The 15408-nt window shown below is 74.8% G+C and carries 11 protein-coding genes, 1 tRNA gene and 2 pseudogenes; 9 read left to right on the forward strand and 5 right to left on the reverse strand.

What is annotated here, in order from left to right; all coding sequences use genetic code 11:
- Positions 1 to 45 precede the first annotated feature (45 nt).
- Positions 46 to 987, forward strand: coding sequence for a hydroxymethylglutaryl-CoA lyase (locus OG871_RS14350; protein WP_371503309.1), 942 nt, complete (start codon positions 46 to 48; stop codon positions 985 to 987).
- A gap of 215 nt (positions 988 to 1202) precedes the next feature.
- Entirely contained in the window at positions 1203 to 2393 is a 1191-nt protein-coding gene (locus OG871_RS14355) for an acyl-CoA dehydrogenase family protein (protein ID WP_371497147.1), read from the forward strand.
- A gap of 151 nt (positions 2394 to 2544) precedes the next feature.
- On the opposite strand, the pseudogene OG871_RS14360 reads toward OG871_RS14355, so the two are convergent.
- Positions 2545 to 2991 (reverse strand): annotated as a pseudogene (locus tag OG871_RS14360) (universal stress protein); the annotation flags it as partial.
- A 791-nt stretch (positions 2992 to 3782) separates the two neighbouring features.
- On the opposite strand from OG871_RS14360, the gene OG871_RS14365 reads away from it, so the two are divergent.
- Complete coding sequence (locus tag OG871_RS14365) at positions 3783 to 4694, forward strand: HAD family hydrolase (RefSeq protein ID WP_371497148.1); 912 nt, start codon at positions 3783 to 3785, stop codon at positions 4692 to 4694.
- Here OG871_RS14365 and OG871_RS14370 read toward each other — a convergent pair.
- The gene (locus tag OG871_RS14370) at positions 4658 to 5515 is read right to left on the reverse strand and encodes a GNAT family N-acetyltransferase (protein WP_371497149.1); all 858 of its coding nucleotides are present in this window, start codon (positions 5513 to 5515) and stop codon (positions 4658 to 4660) included. The genes OG871_RS14365 and OG871_RS14370 overlap by 37 nt on opposite strands.
- Positions 5516 to 6811: 1296 nt before the next feature.
- Between OG871_RS14370 and OG871_RS14375 the strand changes: the two are divergent.
- The 5 genes and pseudogenes from OG871_RS14375 to OG871_RS14395 form a co-directional block, all read left to right on the forward strand.
- Positions 6812 to 7814 (forward strand): annotated as a pseudogene (locus OG871_RS14375) (helix-turn-helix domain-containing protein); the annotation flags it as partial.
- An 852-nt stretch (positions 7815 to 8666) separates the two neighbouring features.
- On the forward strand, positions 8667 to 9269 hold the full coding sequence (gene orn, locus OG871_RS14380; protein WP_371497150.1) for an oligoribonuclease: 603 nt from the start codon (positions 8667 to 8669) through the stop codon (positions 9267 to 9269).
- Positions 9270 to 9369: 100 nt separating this feature from the next.
- Positions 9370 to 9445: transfer RNA gene (locus tag OG871_RS14385), tRNA-His, on the forward strand.
- A 149-nt stretch (positions 9446 to 9594) separates the two neighbouring features.
- Positions 9595 to 10041, forward strand: coding sequence for a DUF4442 domain-containing protein (locus tag OG871_RS14390; protein WP_371497151.1), 447 nt, complete (start codon positions 9595 to 9597; stop codon positions 10039 to 10041).
- 537 nt (positions 10042 to 10578) lie between these two features.
- On the forward strand, positions 10579 to 11235 hold the full coding sequence (locus OG871_RS14395) for a hypothetical protein (RefSeq protein ID WP_371497153.1): 657 nt from the start codon (positions 10579 to 10581) through the stop codon (positions 11233 to 11235).
- Between the two features lie 66 nt (positions 11236 to 11301).
- Here OG871_RS14395 and OG871_RS14400 read toward each other — a convergent pair whose 3' ends face one another.
- Together OG871_RS14400 and OG871_RS14405 are read right to left on the reverse strand one after the other, a co-directional pair.
- Positions 11302 to 12216 carry a spermidine synthase gene (locus OG871_RS14400; RefSeq protein ID WP_371497155.1) on the reverse strand — a complete coding sequence of 305 codons (915 nt, stop codon included), beginning with the start codon at positions 12214 to 12216 and terminating at the stop codon, positions 11302 to 11304.
- Positions 12217 to 12275: 59 nt separating this feature from the next.
- Positions 12276 to 12746, reverse strand: a complete 471-nt coding sequence (locus OG871_RS14405) for a hypothetical protein (protein WP_371497156.1) — start codon at positions 12744 to 12746, stop codon at positions 12276 to 12278.
- 398 nt (positions 12747 to 13144) lie between these two features.
- Here OG871_RS14405 and OG871_RS14410 point away from each other — a divergent pair, with 398 nt between their 5' ends.
- Positions 13145 to 14536 (forward strand): tetratricopeptide repeat protein, encoded by a 1392-nt coding sequence (locus tag OG871_RS14410; protein WP_371497157.1) that lies wholly within the window; start codon positions 13145 to 13147, stop codon positions 14534 to 14536.
- 23 nt (positions 14537 to 14559) lie between these two features.
- Here OG871_RS14410 and OG871_RS14415 read toward each other — a convergent pair whose 3' ends face one another.
- Complete coding sequence (locus OG871_RS14415; protein ID WP_371497158.1) at positions 14560 to 15198, reverse strand: histidine phosphatase family protein; 639 nt, start codon at positions 15196 to 15198, stop codon at positions 14560 to 14562.
- Positions 15199 to 15408 lie beyond the last annotated feature (210 nt).

The raw sequence follows: 15408 nt of genomic DNA on the forward strand, positions 1-15408 counted from the left end.
GCGGCCGGCCCCGCCGAGCCGGAGCCCGGCGTCCTCGAACTCGGCCTGCCCGACCCGGTCCCGGACCCGACGCTGCCGGCCCGGGTGCGCATCCACGAGGTGGGGCCGCGCGACGGCCTGCAGAACGAGAGCGCGCTGGTCCCCGTCGAGGTGAAGGCGGAGTTCGTCACCCGGCTCGCGGCCGCCGGCCTGCGCACCGTCGAGGCCACCAGCTTCGTCCACCCCAAGTGGGTACCCCAACTGGCCGACGCGGAGCAGCTGATGCCCGAGCTGGCCGGCCTGCCCGCGCTGCACCCGGGCCTGCGGCTGCCGGTCCTGGTCCCCAACGAGCGCGGCCTGGACCGGGCACTCGCGCACCACGCCAGCGACATCGCGGTCTTCGCCAGCGCCACCGAGACCTTCGCCCGGCGCAACCTCAACCGGTCCGCGGACGAGGCGATGGCCATGTTCCGCCCGGTGGTCGAGCGGGCCGGCGCGGCCGGGGTGCCCGTCCGCGGCTACCTGTCGATGTGCTTCGGCGACCCGTGGGAAGGCCCGGTGAGCCCCGCCCAGGTCGTCCGCCACGGTCTGCAGCTGCTCGAGATGGGCTGCAGCGAGCTCAGCCTCGGCGACACCATCGGCGTGGCCACCCCGGGCCAGGTGACGGGCCTGCTGGCCGCGTTCGTGCGGGCCGGCGTCCCGGTCGACCGGCTCGCCGTCCACTTCCACGACACCTACGGCCAGGCCCTGGCCAACACCCTGGCCGCGCTGCGCGGCGGTGTGACCGTGGTGGACGCCTCGGCCGGCGGCCTCGGCGGCTGCCCGTACGCCAAGAGCGCGACCGGGAACCTCGCCACCGAGGACCTGGTCTGGATGCTGCACGGCCTCGGCATCGACACCGGGGTCGACCTCGCCGCCCTGGTCGCCACCAGTGGCTGGATGGCCCGGCAGCTCGGCCGGCCCAGCCAGTCCCGGACGGTCCGGGCGCTGCTCGGACCGTCCGGCTGAACCACCGCCGGGGCGCCGGCCGGCGGGGCACCACCGCCGACGCCCCGGACGAACCGGGTCACCACCCGGCTCGGCGCGTCCGACGGGCGACCCCGTCGCACGTCCGAAGGCCGACAGGCCCCGCCCGGACCGGACCGGCCCGGGCCCGGCCCGTCGAACCATCCACCGAAACTCCCTCACCTCGGCCTCACCGGCCCGATCCCAGGAGGATCCCCATGCTCGACCACCGGTTGGACAACGAGTACGAGCAACTCCGCCGCACCGTCGCCGAATTCGCCCAGGACGTGGTCGCGCCGAAGATCGGCGAGTTCTACGAGCAGGGGGAGTTCCCGTACGAGATCATCCGGGAGATGGGCCGGATGGGCCTGTTCGGCCTGCCGTTCCCGGAGGAGTACGGCGGCATGGGCGGTGACTACTTCGCGCTCTGCCTCGTCCTGGAGGAACTGGCCCGGGTCGACTCCTCGGTGGCCATCACGCTGGAGGCCGCGGTCTCGCTCGGCGCGATGCCGATCTACCGCTTCGGCACCGAGGAGCAGAAGCGCACCTGGCTCCCCCGGCTGACCTCGGGCGAGATGCTCGGGGCCTTCGGCCTCACCGAGCCCGAGGGCGGCACGGACGCCGGCGCGACCCGCACCACGGCCCGCTTCGACGAGGCCACCAACGAGTGGGTGATCAACGGCACCAAGTGCTTCATCACCAACTCGGGCACCGAGATCACCGGGCTGGTCACGGTGACCGCCCTGACCGAACCGATCACTCGTTCGAGTGAAGGTGGCGCAGATTCCTCGCCCACCCGCGAGATCTCGTCCATCATCGTGCCCACTGGAACTCCGGGGTTCCAGGTGTCCAAGAAGTACTCCAAGGTCGGGTGGAACGCCTCCGACACCCGCGAACTGTCCTTCACCGACTGCCGTGTCCCCGCCGAGAACATGCTCGGCGCGCGTGGCCGAGGCTACGCACAGTTCCTGCGGATCCTCGACGAGGGCCGCATCGCCATCGCAGCCCTGTCCACCGGCCTGGCCCAGGGCTGCGTCGACCAGTCACTCACCTACGCCGAGACCCGCCGCGCCTTCGGCCGGCAGATCGGCGCCAACCAGGTCATCCAGTTCAAGCTCGCCGACATGGAGATGCGCGCCCACACCGCCCGCCTGGCCTGGCGGGACGCCGCCTCCCGGCTGCTGCACGACGAGCCGTTCAAGAAGGAGGCCGCGATCGCCAAGCTGTACGCGTCCGAGGCCGCCGTCGACAACGCCCGGGAGGCCACCCAGATCCACGGCGGCTACGGCTTCATGAACGAGTTCCCGGTCGCCAGGTTCTGGCGCGACTCCAAGATCCTGGAGATCGGCGAGGGCACCTCCGAGGTGCAGCGCATGCTCATCGCGCGCGAGTTGGGCATGACGTACTGACGGAGCACTACCCCGCCCACCGGGCCGACATCCACACCGTCGCCTGACGGAGCACCACCGCGGCCGCCGTCCGCGGCCGACCGGACCCAGGGCCGGTCGGCCGCGGAGCCGGCACGCACCCGAGCCCGCTCGGGCGCGAGATGACGATCCCTCAGGGGATCACGATGACAGGCCGGTTGGCGCGGCGCGCCAGGCGGCTGGACACCGATCCGAAGAGCTTGCCCAGCAGACCGTGGGTACTGCCCACCACGATGGCGTCGGCGGCGTACTCCCGGCCGACCTCCTCGATCTCATGACAGATGTCCCCGCCCCGCTCCACCAGGATCCAGGGAACTCCGGCCAGGAAGTCGGCACAGGCGAGTTCCAGCCCGAGGATCTCGGTGCGATGGTCGGGAAGATCCACGAAGACCGGCGGCTCGCACCCCGCCCAGACCGTGGCCGGCAGGCGGTTGGCCACATGAACGATGACCAGCCCGCACTGGGACCGGCGAGCCATCCCGACCGCGTAGGCCAGGGCCCGCTCACTCGACAGTGAGCCGTCGAAGCCGACCACCACACCGTGCTGGAAGGCCGGATCGCACGGCCGGAGAGGCTGCTCCTGGGGCCCGGGCCCCCCGCTCTCCCCCTCGGTCGGCCCGGCGCCGACCCGCCGACCCGGCAGCGGGCCGCTGTCGCCGGCCGACCGGCCGTCCCCCGCTCCGTCCCGGTGCGCGGCCTCGGTGACGGGCACCGCGCTCCGGTAGCGGCGATCCGGGCGGGACGGGGGCATCGGGCGGCCAAGGCGTGCGATCCCGCCCAGCAGGCCGGACAGCGCCCACCGGGAGGCCCGGGAACCGGGCACGGAGCCGTCGACCCGTCGCGAGGTGACGTCCGCCTGGGCGGATCGGGGAGGCTCAAAACCAACCATGGCTCAAAGCTCTTCAGACTGAGGCGGGCCGACAGGAGGGGAAATGGTTTCCCCGGCAGGAGGCACAGTCCGCGGCACCGGGCCGATCCATGCCGAGCACCACTGAATGTGACCTGTTCCTTTCAGAGTACGACGAGCCGGGGCCCCCGCCCAGCAGCAGAGCCCCTCGGGACTGCGGCCGTCCCGCCAACGGCGGGAGCACGCCGAGTCCTCCGCGCCCCCTCCACCGGTCAACCGGAGGCTGAGCCGGGCCCGACCGGAGAGAAGGTTCCCTGGAGCTTGACCGAACAGACCCCTGCGCGCAACAGGACATCCACACAACGTGATCCGACTGTCATCCCGTCGCGTCCTGTAGGCCCCTCTGATCCCATTCACCCCACCTGCCCCAGCGCGTCGACCTGATCCGGCCAATCCCCGGCATTTCGGGCCGCTGGTTGGCAATTGCCAGATGCATAGGGCCCCCCGCTGGCAGCATGCTGGACATGCCGCTGCTCCTGTTCGACCTCGACAACACACTGCTTCCGAGGGACGCCGCCTACCGCGCCTGGGCACAGGACTTCCTGGCCGAGCACAGCCTGCCCGCCACCGACCTCGACTGGCTGTCCACCCTCGACGGCAGCGGCTACGTGCCACGGAGCACGGTCCTGGGGGCCGCCAAGCGCCGCTACGGCCTCGACCACTCCCTGGACTTCCTGCTCGCCCACTACCGCCGCGGAATCAACTCCCACATCGCCTGTCCCGACTCGCACGTCAAGGCACTCCGCGCCGCCCGGTCCGCAGGCTGGACCCTCGGCATCGTGAGCAACGGGGGCACCCGCCCGCAACTGGAGAAGATCCGGCGCACCGGCCTCGGCGCCCTGGTCGACGGGTGGGTGATCTCCGAGGAGGCCGACTGCCTCAAGCCGGACCCGCTGATCTTCGAGATCGCGGCGCAGCGCTGCGGTGTACCGCCCGGCCCCGGCTGGACGTCCCAGACCTGGATGGTCGGCGACCACGCGCCGGCCGACATCGCGGGCGCGGAGGCGACCGGGCTGCGCAGCGTCTGGCTGCACCACGACCGGCCCTGGAGCGAGCCCGGCTACCGGCCCACCCTGAGCGCCCGCGGGCTGCCCGAGGCGGTCGGCATGGTCCTGACGGCACGCAACGCCCCCACCACCGGCTCCCTGGGCACCGCCGGATCCCGGGGCACCGGCCTGCCGGGGCGCCCTCGACTTCGGCGCCAGGCCGACCAGTTCGCCACCGCCGTCCTCGCCGACCAGTCCGCTGCCGCGGCCGACCGTCGGGCCGGCCGGGGCACCTCGTTCGCCAGGCCCGCGTCGCCGCACCCGGTGGCACCGGCCTCGCTCGGCGCGTTCGCCTACCCCGCCGAGGGGGCGGGCGCGGTCGCCGGGTAGCGCCACCATCGGCTCACACCGTGCTCCCGGAAGCCCATCTTCCGGTACAGCGGTTCGCCCAGCAGGGTGGCCACCAGGGTCACGACCCGGTCCGGGTACGCCGTCAGCGCGTGCTCCATGACGGCGCGGGCGGCCCCCTGGGAGCGGTGCTCGGGCAGGGTGGCCACCCAGTACACGCCGACCACCTCACCGTCGTCGTAGGTCAGGCAGGCGCTCGCGGGCTCCCCGTCCCGCCGTACGAGCCAGGCCCGGAAGCCCGGCCGTTCCAGCAGAGCCGCCGGGAGCAGGCCGCCCCGCCGCCAGGGCTGGTACGCGGGTACGGGGAAGCCCTCCACCACCGTCCGCTCCACCACCGCCAGCCCGTCGGCGTCGAGTACCTCACAGGTCGCCGGCCCGGGGTGTGACGCTGCGGCAGCGACCCCGACCCCGACCGCGCCGGTGCCCATGCTCGCGCCCATGCCCGTACCCGTAATCGCGCCGCCGTCGACGACGGGCTCGCGGGCCATCACCGCGTACCCGATGCCCGGCTCGAAGCCGAAGCCGGAGAGGTCGAGCCGGTTGTAGGGGTCCTCCACACAGAGCTGGGCGTCCTGCCGTTCCCGGAACTGGGCCACCAATTGCTCCTGCAGGGCGGCGGGGTCGGGGTAGGGGCGGGTCACCACGATGCGGTCCGCCTCGACCCGGCCCCCGGCTCCCCCGCCGCATCTGACGGCGGTGAAGCCCGGCCGACGGACCCGCTCCCAGCCGTTGGCCTCGGCCCGGGCCAGCAGGAACGCGGCGGCGTTGTCGTTGGCCAGTTCGAGCCGGCGGCGGATCTCCATGACCCGACGATAGTCCCGCGTGTCGCGGCTCCCCCGCCAAGGGCTCGACCGCCATGCCGGTCGGCTGCCGCAGCGTCACCCAGGGCCCTGCGGAGGCCTGCAGCGCACCCCACGCGTTCCCCGCGGCGCCCCGAGGGCCGCACCCGCCGCGCGGACCACCGCCCGGACCGCGCCCGGACCACCGCCCGGCCGGCGCGCCGGGCAACCTCGCAGGCACCCGGTCCGACCGGCCCGACGGACCGTCATGCGGCCGTGCCGCCCCGGGCCCCGGCGGACGGACACCGCCGGCCGGCACTCCCCGGGGCCCGCACGGCCCCCCGCGACCGTCGCAGGCCGCCGCAGGCCGTCGCGAGCAGTCGCAGGCCGTGCTCGAAACGCCGGCCCGGCGCCGGCGGGACAGCACCCGGGAGCGCGCGCGAATGCCATGCGCGCCCCCGTTTCCCACCGCCTGTTTTCGGTCAATCTGCGAACACCCTCTTCCGCTTGGGCAAAGCCGCAGTCCAAAGCGGTGACGGAGGAGCGGGAGTCCGCGACAGCGGGTGATCGGTCGTGCGACAACCAGCCACCATTGCCCCCGCCCCCTTCACAGGGGGGTCGACGGGTGCCACGCTTCGTGATCGAATGCATCGCGCCAAATTGCCATGTCGACATAGCGTCGGATGGTGAACTTGTCACAACGGCAACGGTCCACCAAGTAGATTCGATCTTGGCGAACAGCGCGGCACCACCACACCACACCACCGAGGGGGCTGGAGCGCCTTGAGCAGGGTGAGCAGGAGCGACACGGGTCCTGACAGCGGCCAGCCGTCGACCAGTCTCCCGGGCCGTTCCGCCAGAGCGGGTGTGGCCAAGCCCGACTGGGTCGCCCCGGGCACCTCCGGCCACCCGACCGCCCGTCAGGCCGGGCGTCGGGCCGGCGACCTCACCCCTCCCCCCGGCGGCGCCGGCACCGGTTCGGGGCTGACGCACGGCCAGTTCGCGGTGGAGTACGGGCCCTCGGCCTCGTACGGCCCCTCAGCGCACACCGCCGCGCACACCGCCGCCTACGCCCACGGCCCGTCGTCCCCCTCGGCCCCGCTCGGGCTCGCCGGACCGACCGCCCCGGCCGGATACACCGCCGGTGGCGCCACCCCGCACGCGGGCCTCCCCTCGTACGCCACGTCCGCCGCCGGCACGGCCACCGCCGCCTCGGCCTTCGGCGCCGGCCCGGGTGCAGGTACGGGCACCGGCCAGGCGCCCTCCGCGGGCCCGGGCGGCGGCTTCGCGAGCGCCGTGAACGGCCCGGGCCAGGCCGGGCTGTCGGCGCCCGCACCCCGCAAGCTCTCCGGCCGGCGGCGCCGCGAGACCGTGGCCGTCCTGATCTTCAGCGGCGCTCCCATCTTCGAGAGCTCGATCCCGCTCTCCGTCTTCGGCGTCGACCGCCAGGACGCCGGGGTCCCGCGCTACCGGCTGCTGGTCTGCGCGGGCGAGGAGGGGCCGCTCACCACCACCGGCGGCCTGACCCTGACCGCCCCGTACGGCCTGGAGGCGCTGTCGCGGGCCGGGACCATCGTCGTCCCCGCCTGGCGGTCGATCTCCCAGCCGCCGCCCGCCGAGGCGATCACCGCACTGCGCAAGGCCCACCACGAGGGCGCCCGGATCATCGGCCTGTGCACCGGAGCCTTCGTGCTGGCCGCGGCCGGGCTGCTCGACGGGCGTCCGGCCACCACCCACTGGATGTACGCGCCGACGCTGGCCAAGCGCTACCCGCGCGTCCATGTCGACCCGCGCGAGCTGTTCGTGGACGACGGCGACGTGCTCACCTCGGCCGGTACGGCGGCCGGCATCGACCTCTGCCTGCACGTGGTGCGCAGCGACCACGGCACCGAGGCCGCGAACGCGCTGGCCCGCCGCCTGGTCGTGCCCAACCGGCGCAGCGGGGGCGGACAGGCCCAGTACATCGATCAGTCTTTACCTGAAGAGATCGGCAACGACCCGCTGGCCGAGGTGGTCACCTGGGCGCTGGAGAACCTCAATCAGCAGTTCGACGTCGAAGTGCTGGCCGCTCGCGCGTACATGAGCCGGCGCACCTTCGACCGGCGGTTCCGCACGCTCACCGGCAGCGCGCCGCTGCAGTGGCTGATCACGCAGCGCGTGCTGCAGGCCCAGCGGCTGCTGGAGACCTCGGACCTGTCGGTGGACGACGTCGCGCGGCGGTGCGGGTTCCGTTCGCCGGTGGCTCTGCGCGGCCACTTCCGACGGCAGTTGGGGGTGTCCCCGGCGGCGTACCGGACCACCTACCGGGCCCGCCGGCCGGCACCCTCCGGTGTCGTCCCGTCGCAGGCCCTGCCGGGCGAGCGCGCACTGCAGGGTGAGCGGTCGGCGCACGGCCTCGCCACGGCGGGCGCGCCCGGCCTGACGGGCGGTTCGGCGCTGTTCGGCGGCCATGGCGTCCCCGGCGGCTTCACGGGCCCGGGTTCCGGCGCGGGAGCGGCGGGTACGACGGCCGGCTCCGCGCAGTCGCACGGCGCCGCGGCGGCCCCGGGCCACGCTTCGGCGTACCCGGCGGGACACCAGGGGAGCCACCCCTCCGGCCACCAGGCCGGTCATCAGGCCGGCCACCCGGGCACGCCCTCGGCCGACCGGGGCGGCCCGGCCGGCGGGCAGCCCGGACGCGGCCGGATCCGTCCGCTCGTCCCGCCCCAGCCCGGGCCGGCCCCGAGCCGCTCCGGCCGGCTCGCCGACCGGTCACCGGACCTCCAGGCCGAGCGGGGGGCCGACCGGGGAACCGACCGGGGAACCGAGCGGGGGCCGGCCGCTCCGGCGGCGCCGACGGGCGGCCCGACGCCCGGTCCGCCCCGCGCGGCGATCGACCGGGGGGCCTGCGCGGCGGCCCGCGGAGCGACGACCGGGCGGCCGTGGAGCACGCGGTGGCGGAGGAGGACCACGGCCAGCACGGGCCGAGCGCCCGCGGGCAGGGCCTGGGTCACCGTCCCGACGGCGGTTCCCGGCCGGCCGAGCCGCACCCGGACGACACCGCTGCCGCCGACCCCGCCCAGGAGGACGCGGCGCAGGCCGACGGCGGATCGTCGGCGCACGGAGGCCAGGCACAGCACCCCCGCACGGCCCGACCGCTGTCCGCCTCGCGTGATCGCGCCGTAGGGTGAGTGGCGTGAATGACCGATTGGTATGGATCGACTGTGAAATGACCGGCCTCGACCTCGACCGGGACGCCCTGGTCGAGGTCGCCGCACTGGTGACCGACTCGGAGCTGAACATCCTCGGCGAGGGTGTGGATGTCATCATCCGTCCGCCGGCCGAGGCGGTGGAGAACATGCCCGACGTGGTGCGCACCATGCACACCGCCTCCGGCCTGCTCACCGAGCTGGAGCAGGGCGTCACGCTGGCGGAGGCCGAGGAGCGGGTGCTCGCGTACATCCGCGAGTTCGTGCCCGAGGCGGGCCGGACGCCGCTGTGCGGCAACTCGGTCGCCACCGACCGAGGCTTCCTCTCCCGGGACATGCCCACGCTGGAGGGCTACCTCCACTACCGGATCGTGGACGTCTCCTCGATCAAGGAGCTGGCCCGCCGCTGGTACCCGCGCGCCTACTACAACAGCCCGCAGAAGGGCGGCAGCCACCGCGCCCTGGCGGACATCCGCGAGAGCATCGCCGAACTCCGCTACTACCGCGAGGCGGTGTTCGTCGAGCAGCCGGGCCCCGACACCGAGACCGCTCGGGCCATCGCGATCAAGCACCAGCTGCCGACCCCCTGACCAGCCCTCTGATCGGAGCGGTACTCGAAACCCTGGCGCGAGCACTCTCTCGGATCCTGTAGAGTTCTTCCTGTCGGAGCGGGAACGCCCCGGACAGATGGTGGGTGTAGCTCAGTTGGTAGAGCACCTGGTTGTGGTCCAGGTGGCCGCGGGTTCGAGTCCCGTCACTCACCCCATCAAGCCGAAGGGCCTGATCTTCTCGGAAGATCAGGCCCTTCGGCTTTTCCCCGTTCCCGCCCACTCCCCTTCTCCTGCCCGAGCCCGTGCCGCACCGACTGCCGGCACCCCCTCCCCGAACAAGCTACCCACTAGTAACATTGCTGCCATGACCACACCTTCGATCGGGCAGCTGCTCGACTCCACCGTCCCCATGGCTCACACCCTCAAGATCGAGTACCTGGAGACGAGCCCCGAGCGGGCCGTGCTCCAGCTGCCCGATCAGCCCGCGTTCCACAACCACGTCGGCGGCCCGCACGCCGGTGCGATGTTCACCCTGGCCGAGTCCGCCAGCGGCTGCATCGTGCTCGCGGCCTTCGGGGACCAGCTCTCCCGCGCCGTGCCGCTCGCCGTCAACGCGGAGATCGAGTACAAGAAGCTCGCCATGGGCGTGGTGACGGCGACGGCCACCCTCGGCCGCCCGATCGCCGACGTGGTCGCCGAGCTCGACAAGGGCGAGCGCCCGGTCTTCCCCGTCACCGTGGAGATCACCCGCGCCGACGGCGGCGTCACCGGTGTGATGACCATCACCTGGACCCTGCGCCCCAACTCCTGAGTCCAGGGCGCTCCTGGCGCCCCCGACGGCCCCGGCTCCGGTCGGCCGCGACCGTCGGGGGCCCGCCCCACCCCGCGCCACCCCGTCTCACCCCGCCGAGCCCGCCGCAGCCGTCCCGCGACCGCGCGCCACGGGACCGCACCACGCGACCGCACCACGAGCGGGGGCCACCCCGGGTTCGGCGGGCTCGGCCGCAGCCGTCCTGATGCACCGGCAGCGGGAGTACGCCACCCCCTCGGCCGGCCCCCAGATCGGCCGGAAATCGACCCTCCTGGGGCGCCCCCGGCACCGTCCGGACAACAGGACGCCACCGGGCCGGGCCGGCCCCGGGGGCGCACGGCCGGCGCCGGCGGCCCACGGCGATGACGGACAGTCACCGCCCGGCGTGACCTCCCCGCGGTCCGGTCGTTCTCCCCTCACGTGCGAGCCAATCACGCGAACCCCCCGCCGCCCGAGGCCGACGGTGGCGCTCGCGCCACCGGTCACGGTGCCGCCGGCCGACTGCCCAGGACCCGGACGCTGGCGGCGGGTGGCGCCGTGCTCGCCCAAGTCTGCGGACTGGGGCTCGGGTTCAGCACCGTGGCCTACGCCGCCGGCGGGGAGTCCGGCACCGGCCGCTCCCAGCACTCCGACGCCCCCACCCCCGCGCCCGGCCCGCTCGGCCGGCCGGCGGACACCGTGACCCCCCTGCTGGAGCACACCGCGGCCCCCGTGGACCGCGTGCTGCGGGAGCGGATCAGGGCCGACGGGCTCCCGCTCCCGGGCCAGGCGGCCGCCGTACCCGACGCGTTCGCGATCGCCGCCGTCCTGCTCCCCACCGTCCCGGCGCAGCCGCACGCCGACGGCCCCGTCCGCGCCTCCCGCTCGGGGCAGACCGCCGCCGCGGCCCGGGCCGACACGGACACCTCGGACGCCTCGGTACCGGCGGTCGACGAGGCCTCGCTGATCACGGGCCCCGCCGGCCGGCCGGTGTCCGGCCCGGACCGGGCGGTCGTCGCCATCCCCCGGCCGGCCGCCGCCCTGGACGAGCTGGACCACGAGCCCACCGCGGACGAGCTGGCGCTCACCGCGGCCGTCCCGCTCCGGTCGGACGGGACGGACGGCGGGACGGCCGTGCTGGTCCCGATCGCCGCCGGCCTGCTGCTGACCGGCGCGGCGATGTACAAGCACCGGGGGCTCCCCCGCGGCCACTGACCACCGCGGCCACCGTCCCCGCGGGCCGGCCACGGTGTCACCGGAGTCGGGAGCGTCACCGCCCGGTCAGCGGAAGACCCCCGGCGGCGGGGTGGGTGACGGCGCCGCCGTCGCGTCGGTGGCGGGGGCGGACCCGGCCGTGAAGTCGACCAGCGCCCGGCCGTGCTCGATCCTGCCGAGGCTGGAGTCGGAGGCGACCCTCCGGCCGAGCTCCTCCAACGGCAGCGGCTGGTGACTCGCCGCCAGGATGAGATTGCCGAACCGCCTGCCGCGCAGCACCGCAGGGTCGGCGACCAGGCAGACCTCGGGGAAGACCGCGAGCAGGGTGGCGGCCTGGCTCCGGGCGAACGGCAGGGCGGAGCCGTCCGCGAGGTTGACGGCGAACCGGCCGGTGGGGGTGAGCGCTTTGGCGGCCAGTTGCGCGAACTCCACCGTCGCGCAGTGCGCGGGGACCCTCGCCCCGGCGAAGACGTCGGCGATGACGAGGTCCGCCGACCCCTCGGGGGTCCGTTCGAGCACCGACCGGGCGTCCGAGCCGCGGACCCTGATCTGCCAGCCCCGTTCCAACGGCAGCTCGGCACGGACCAGTTCGGTCAGCGCGGTGTCGATCTCGGCGACCTGCTGCCGCGACCGCGGCCGGGTGGCGGCGACGTACCGGGCCAGGGTGAGCGCGCCGCCGCCCAGGTGCAGGACGGTGACGGGGCGGCCGGGCGGGGCCGCGAGGTCGATCAGGTGGCCGAGCCTGCGCTGGTACTCGAAGCCGAGGAAGGACGGGTCGTCCAGGTCGACCAGCGACTGCGGCGCACCGTCGACCAGCAGTTGCCAGGCGCGGGGGCGGTCCCGGTCGGGGCGGAGCTCCGCCCGGCCGGACTCCACCTCGCGGACCAGCGGACCCTGGGCGTGCGTACGGCCACCGGGTGCACCGGTGGTGGCGGCCGGGTCGGCCTCGGATGGAGCCCTGCCGGCCCTGCTGCGTCCCATACGGTCATTATGTCCGCAGGCGACAGGCGGGCAGGGCGCCGGACGCCGCGCGGGTGCGGTCAGAAGGGCCCGAGGCCCCCCGCGGTCAGCGTGCAGGCCGCCTCGCACAGCGCGGAGCGCAGGACCCAGGCGTCGGTGGGCCGGGGCGGCGCCCCGGCGCCGGCCGGGGGCATCACCCAGCGGGGGTCGGTGGGGGCCGGCAGCACGGCCCCGGCGGTACAGGAGCTGCCGGGCAGGTGCCAGCCGCCGGCCGTGCCGGCCGGGACCAGGAAGGCGATCGCGGAGCCGCCCGCGGTCTGCAGCACCGACCCGCAGGCGCGCCGCAGCCGGAGGATGTCCACGGTCTCCAGGCCGTGCCGGACCGAGACCGTCACCAGGTCGTACCGCGTCGTCGGGCGTACGGCTCCCGCTCCGCCCCCGCCGAGGGCGGAGGTCTCCGCGCCGGGCGCCTCCGGCAGGAGTGCGGGGGCGACCGCGGGCAGTACCCGTTGGGTGGCCAGGCGTCGATAGTGCGGCGCTCCGATAGCCATGAGCCCTCCTGTCACCTCGTCAGGTCGGAAGCCGGGTCACTCGGTCGGGTGGGGGTGGGCGACCAGGCATCCGCGTACCAGGAGAACGCGTACGGGGCGCGGGAGGCCACGGGGTGGCGTACGGCAAGCCATGGCATTTCATGGCGGATCCCGGACGGAAGGGGCGAATTGTCCGCTATTGACCGGAGCTTGAGTGGACACCGTCCGCGTCCGGGCCGTGACTGCGGGTACTGTCGTGCCGACACCGGACGGCCACCCGACCCGTACCGGCACACCAGCACCCGCCGGCCCCACCCGGCCCGGCTTCTCGGCCGCACCACCGTCACACCCCGGGCGACGGCACCCGCCGGCGTCGCCCGGCCCCGCACGACCTTCGGTGCACGACCTCGGAGCGCAGCATGACAGCCACGCGACCGAACGGGCCCGGGCCCACGCCTGCCGCCCCGAACACCGTGATGCGCGCGCTGCGCGCCGACCTCTCCCCCGGCGAGTTCGCGACCGCGGTACGCCGGGCGGCCCGGGAGATCGGCGAGCACGTGTCCTGCGACGCGCGCTACGTCGGGCGGGTGGAGTCCGGCGAGATCCGCTGCCCCAACTACGCGTACGAGCGAGTGTTCCGCCACATGTGGCCGGGACGTTCCCTGGCGGACCTAGGGTTCGCCCCACGGACCGCGGTCCGCCGCCGGTCCGCCGCCGGCGGGCCGGTCGCGGTCCCCTCGCTCGACGACCTGCACCGGCCCGATGAGGAGAACGACGACGTGCGTCGCCGGACATTCCTGAGCGGCGGCCCGACCGCTCTCGCGACCGCGCTCGGCCTGGACGGCCCGGCGCGGGCCGCGGCCCCGCCACCGCACGCCGCGCGCCCGGGCCTGCCGGCCCCCCGGAAGGTGGGCGCCGCCGAGGTCGGGGGCGTGGAGCAGGCCGTCCGGGACATCCGGCTGCTCGACGACGCCCACGGGGCCGACCGCCTGCTGGAGATGGCCGGCCGGTCGCTGCGCGACGCCTACGTCCTGCTCGACGACGGTGAGTACGGCTCCGCGACCGAGCGCAGGCTGCAGGCCGGCGCCGGTGAGCTGGCCATCTCGGTCGGCTGGCTGGCGCACGACTCGAACCGGCTGATGGACGCCCGGTCGTTCTACAGCGAGGCGCTGGCCACCGCCCGGATGGCCGGCGACGCGGCCCTGGAGGCGCATGTCTTCTGCAACAGCGCGTTTCTGGCCCGGGACGCGGGCCGGCCCCGTGAGGCACTGCGGGCCGCCCAGGCCGGGCAGGCCGCCGCCCGCAGGCTCGGCTCGGCCCGCCTGCTCTCGCTGCTGTCGATGCGCGAGGCGGGAGGTTGGGCCCTGCTCCAGGACCGGGCCGCCTGCGAGCAGGCGCTGGCCCGGGCGTACACCCTGTTCGACCGGGGCGGGTCCGCCGCCGATCCGGAGTGGATGTCCTTCTACGGCGAGGCGGAGATCGCCGGCCTGGAGTCCCAGTGCTGGGCCGCGCTCGGCAGGTGGGACCTGGCCGGCGAGCGGGCCGGGCGGGCGGTCGACCTGCAACAGCCGCAGTTCGTCCGCAACCGGGCGCTGTACACCGCCGAGTTGGCCAACGACCGGCTCGGCCGGGGCGACCTGGTGGAGGCGGCCGAGCACGCCTCGGCGGCGGCCCTGCTGCTCGACCAGGTCCGTTCGGCGCGGATCCGCGGGATACTCGCGCACACCGCCGGACGGCTGCGCGAACACCCCCGGGTGCCGGAGGTCCGCAGGTTCCTGACCTCCTACCGGGCGGTGCTGGCCGCGGCCTGACCGGCGTCGCCCGGCTCGGCCCGTCAGTCCAGGTGGCTGAGGTCGTTCCAGATCTCCACCGCGGGCAGGCCGTACTCCCAGGACAGCACCGAGAGCGCGGCCGTCCCGAGCTTGAAGCGCTGCGCGTACTCCGGCGGCAGGCCGAGCCAGCGGGCGGTCAGGATCCGCAGCAGGTGCCCGTGCGCGAAGAGCACCACGTCGCAGTCGGCGCCGTGCATCGTGGTGGTGTCCGGATGCGGCTGCCCGTGGCGGGAGTTGAGCTCCTCGATCAGCCCGTCGACCCGGGCGGCCACGTCGGAGAGCTTCTCCCCGCCGGGGACGCCGTCGCGCCAGATCAGCCAGCCCGGGTGGTCGGTGGCCCGGATGTCGTGGCCGGTGCGGCCCTCGTACCGGCCGTAGTCCCACTCCAGCAGCTCGGTCCGGTCGACGGCGCGGCCGCCGAAGCCGGCCAGCTCGCAGGTCTCCCGCGCCCGGGAGAGCGGGCTGGTGTAGACGACGGCCTCGGGCAGTCCGTTCCACGGGGCCTTCGCCAGCCGGACGCCGAGGGCGCGGGCCATCGCCCGGCCCTCGGTGGTGAGCGGGACGTCGGTGCGGCCGGTGTGCCGGCCGGTGGCGGACCAGGAGGTCTCGCCGTGGCGGACGAGCACGATGCGGGCTGGCATGGGGGTTCTCCTCGTGGCTTGGTACGCGGCGGCCTGGCTCGCCGTTGAGGGCCTTGGGTCCATGATCCCGCACCGGCTCCCTACCTGCGGGTAGGGGCGTGCGCCCCGAGCCGCACGCCCCTGCGGTCGCGCCCGCCCCACGGCCTCCCACCGGCCACCGGACCCCTGCCCCGGGCGGGCCGCGGCAGGGGGAGCACCCGGTCTGTCGGT

This window comes from Kitasatospora sp. NBC_00374 (assembly GCF_041434935.1).
Classification (GTDB): domain Bacteria; phylum Actinomycetota; class Actinomycetes; order Streptomycetales; family Streptomycetaceae; genus Kitasatospora.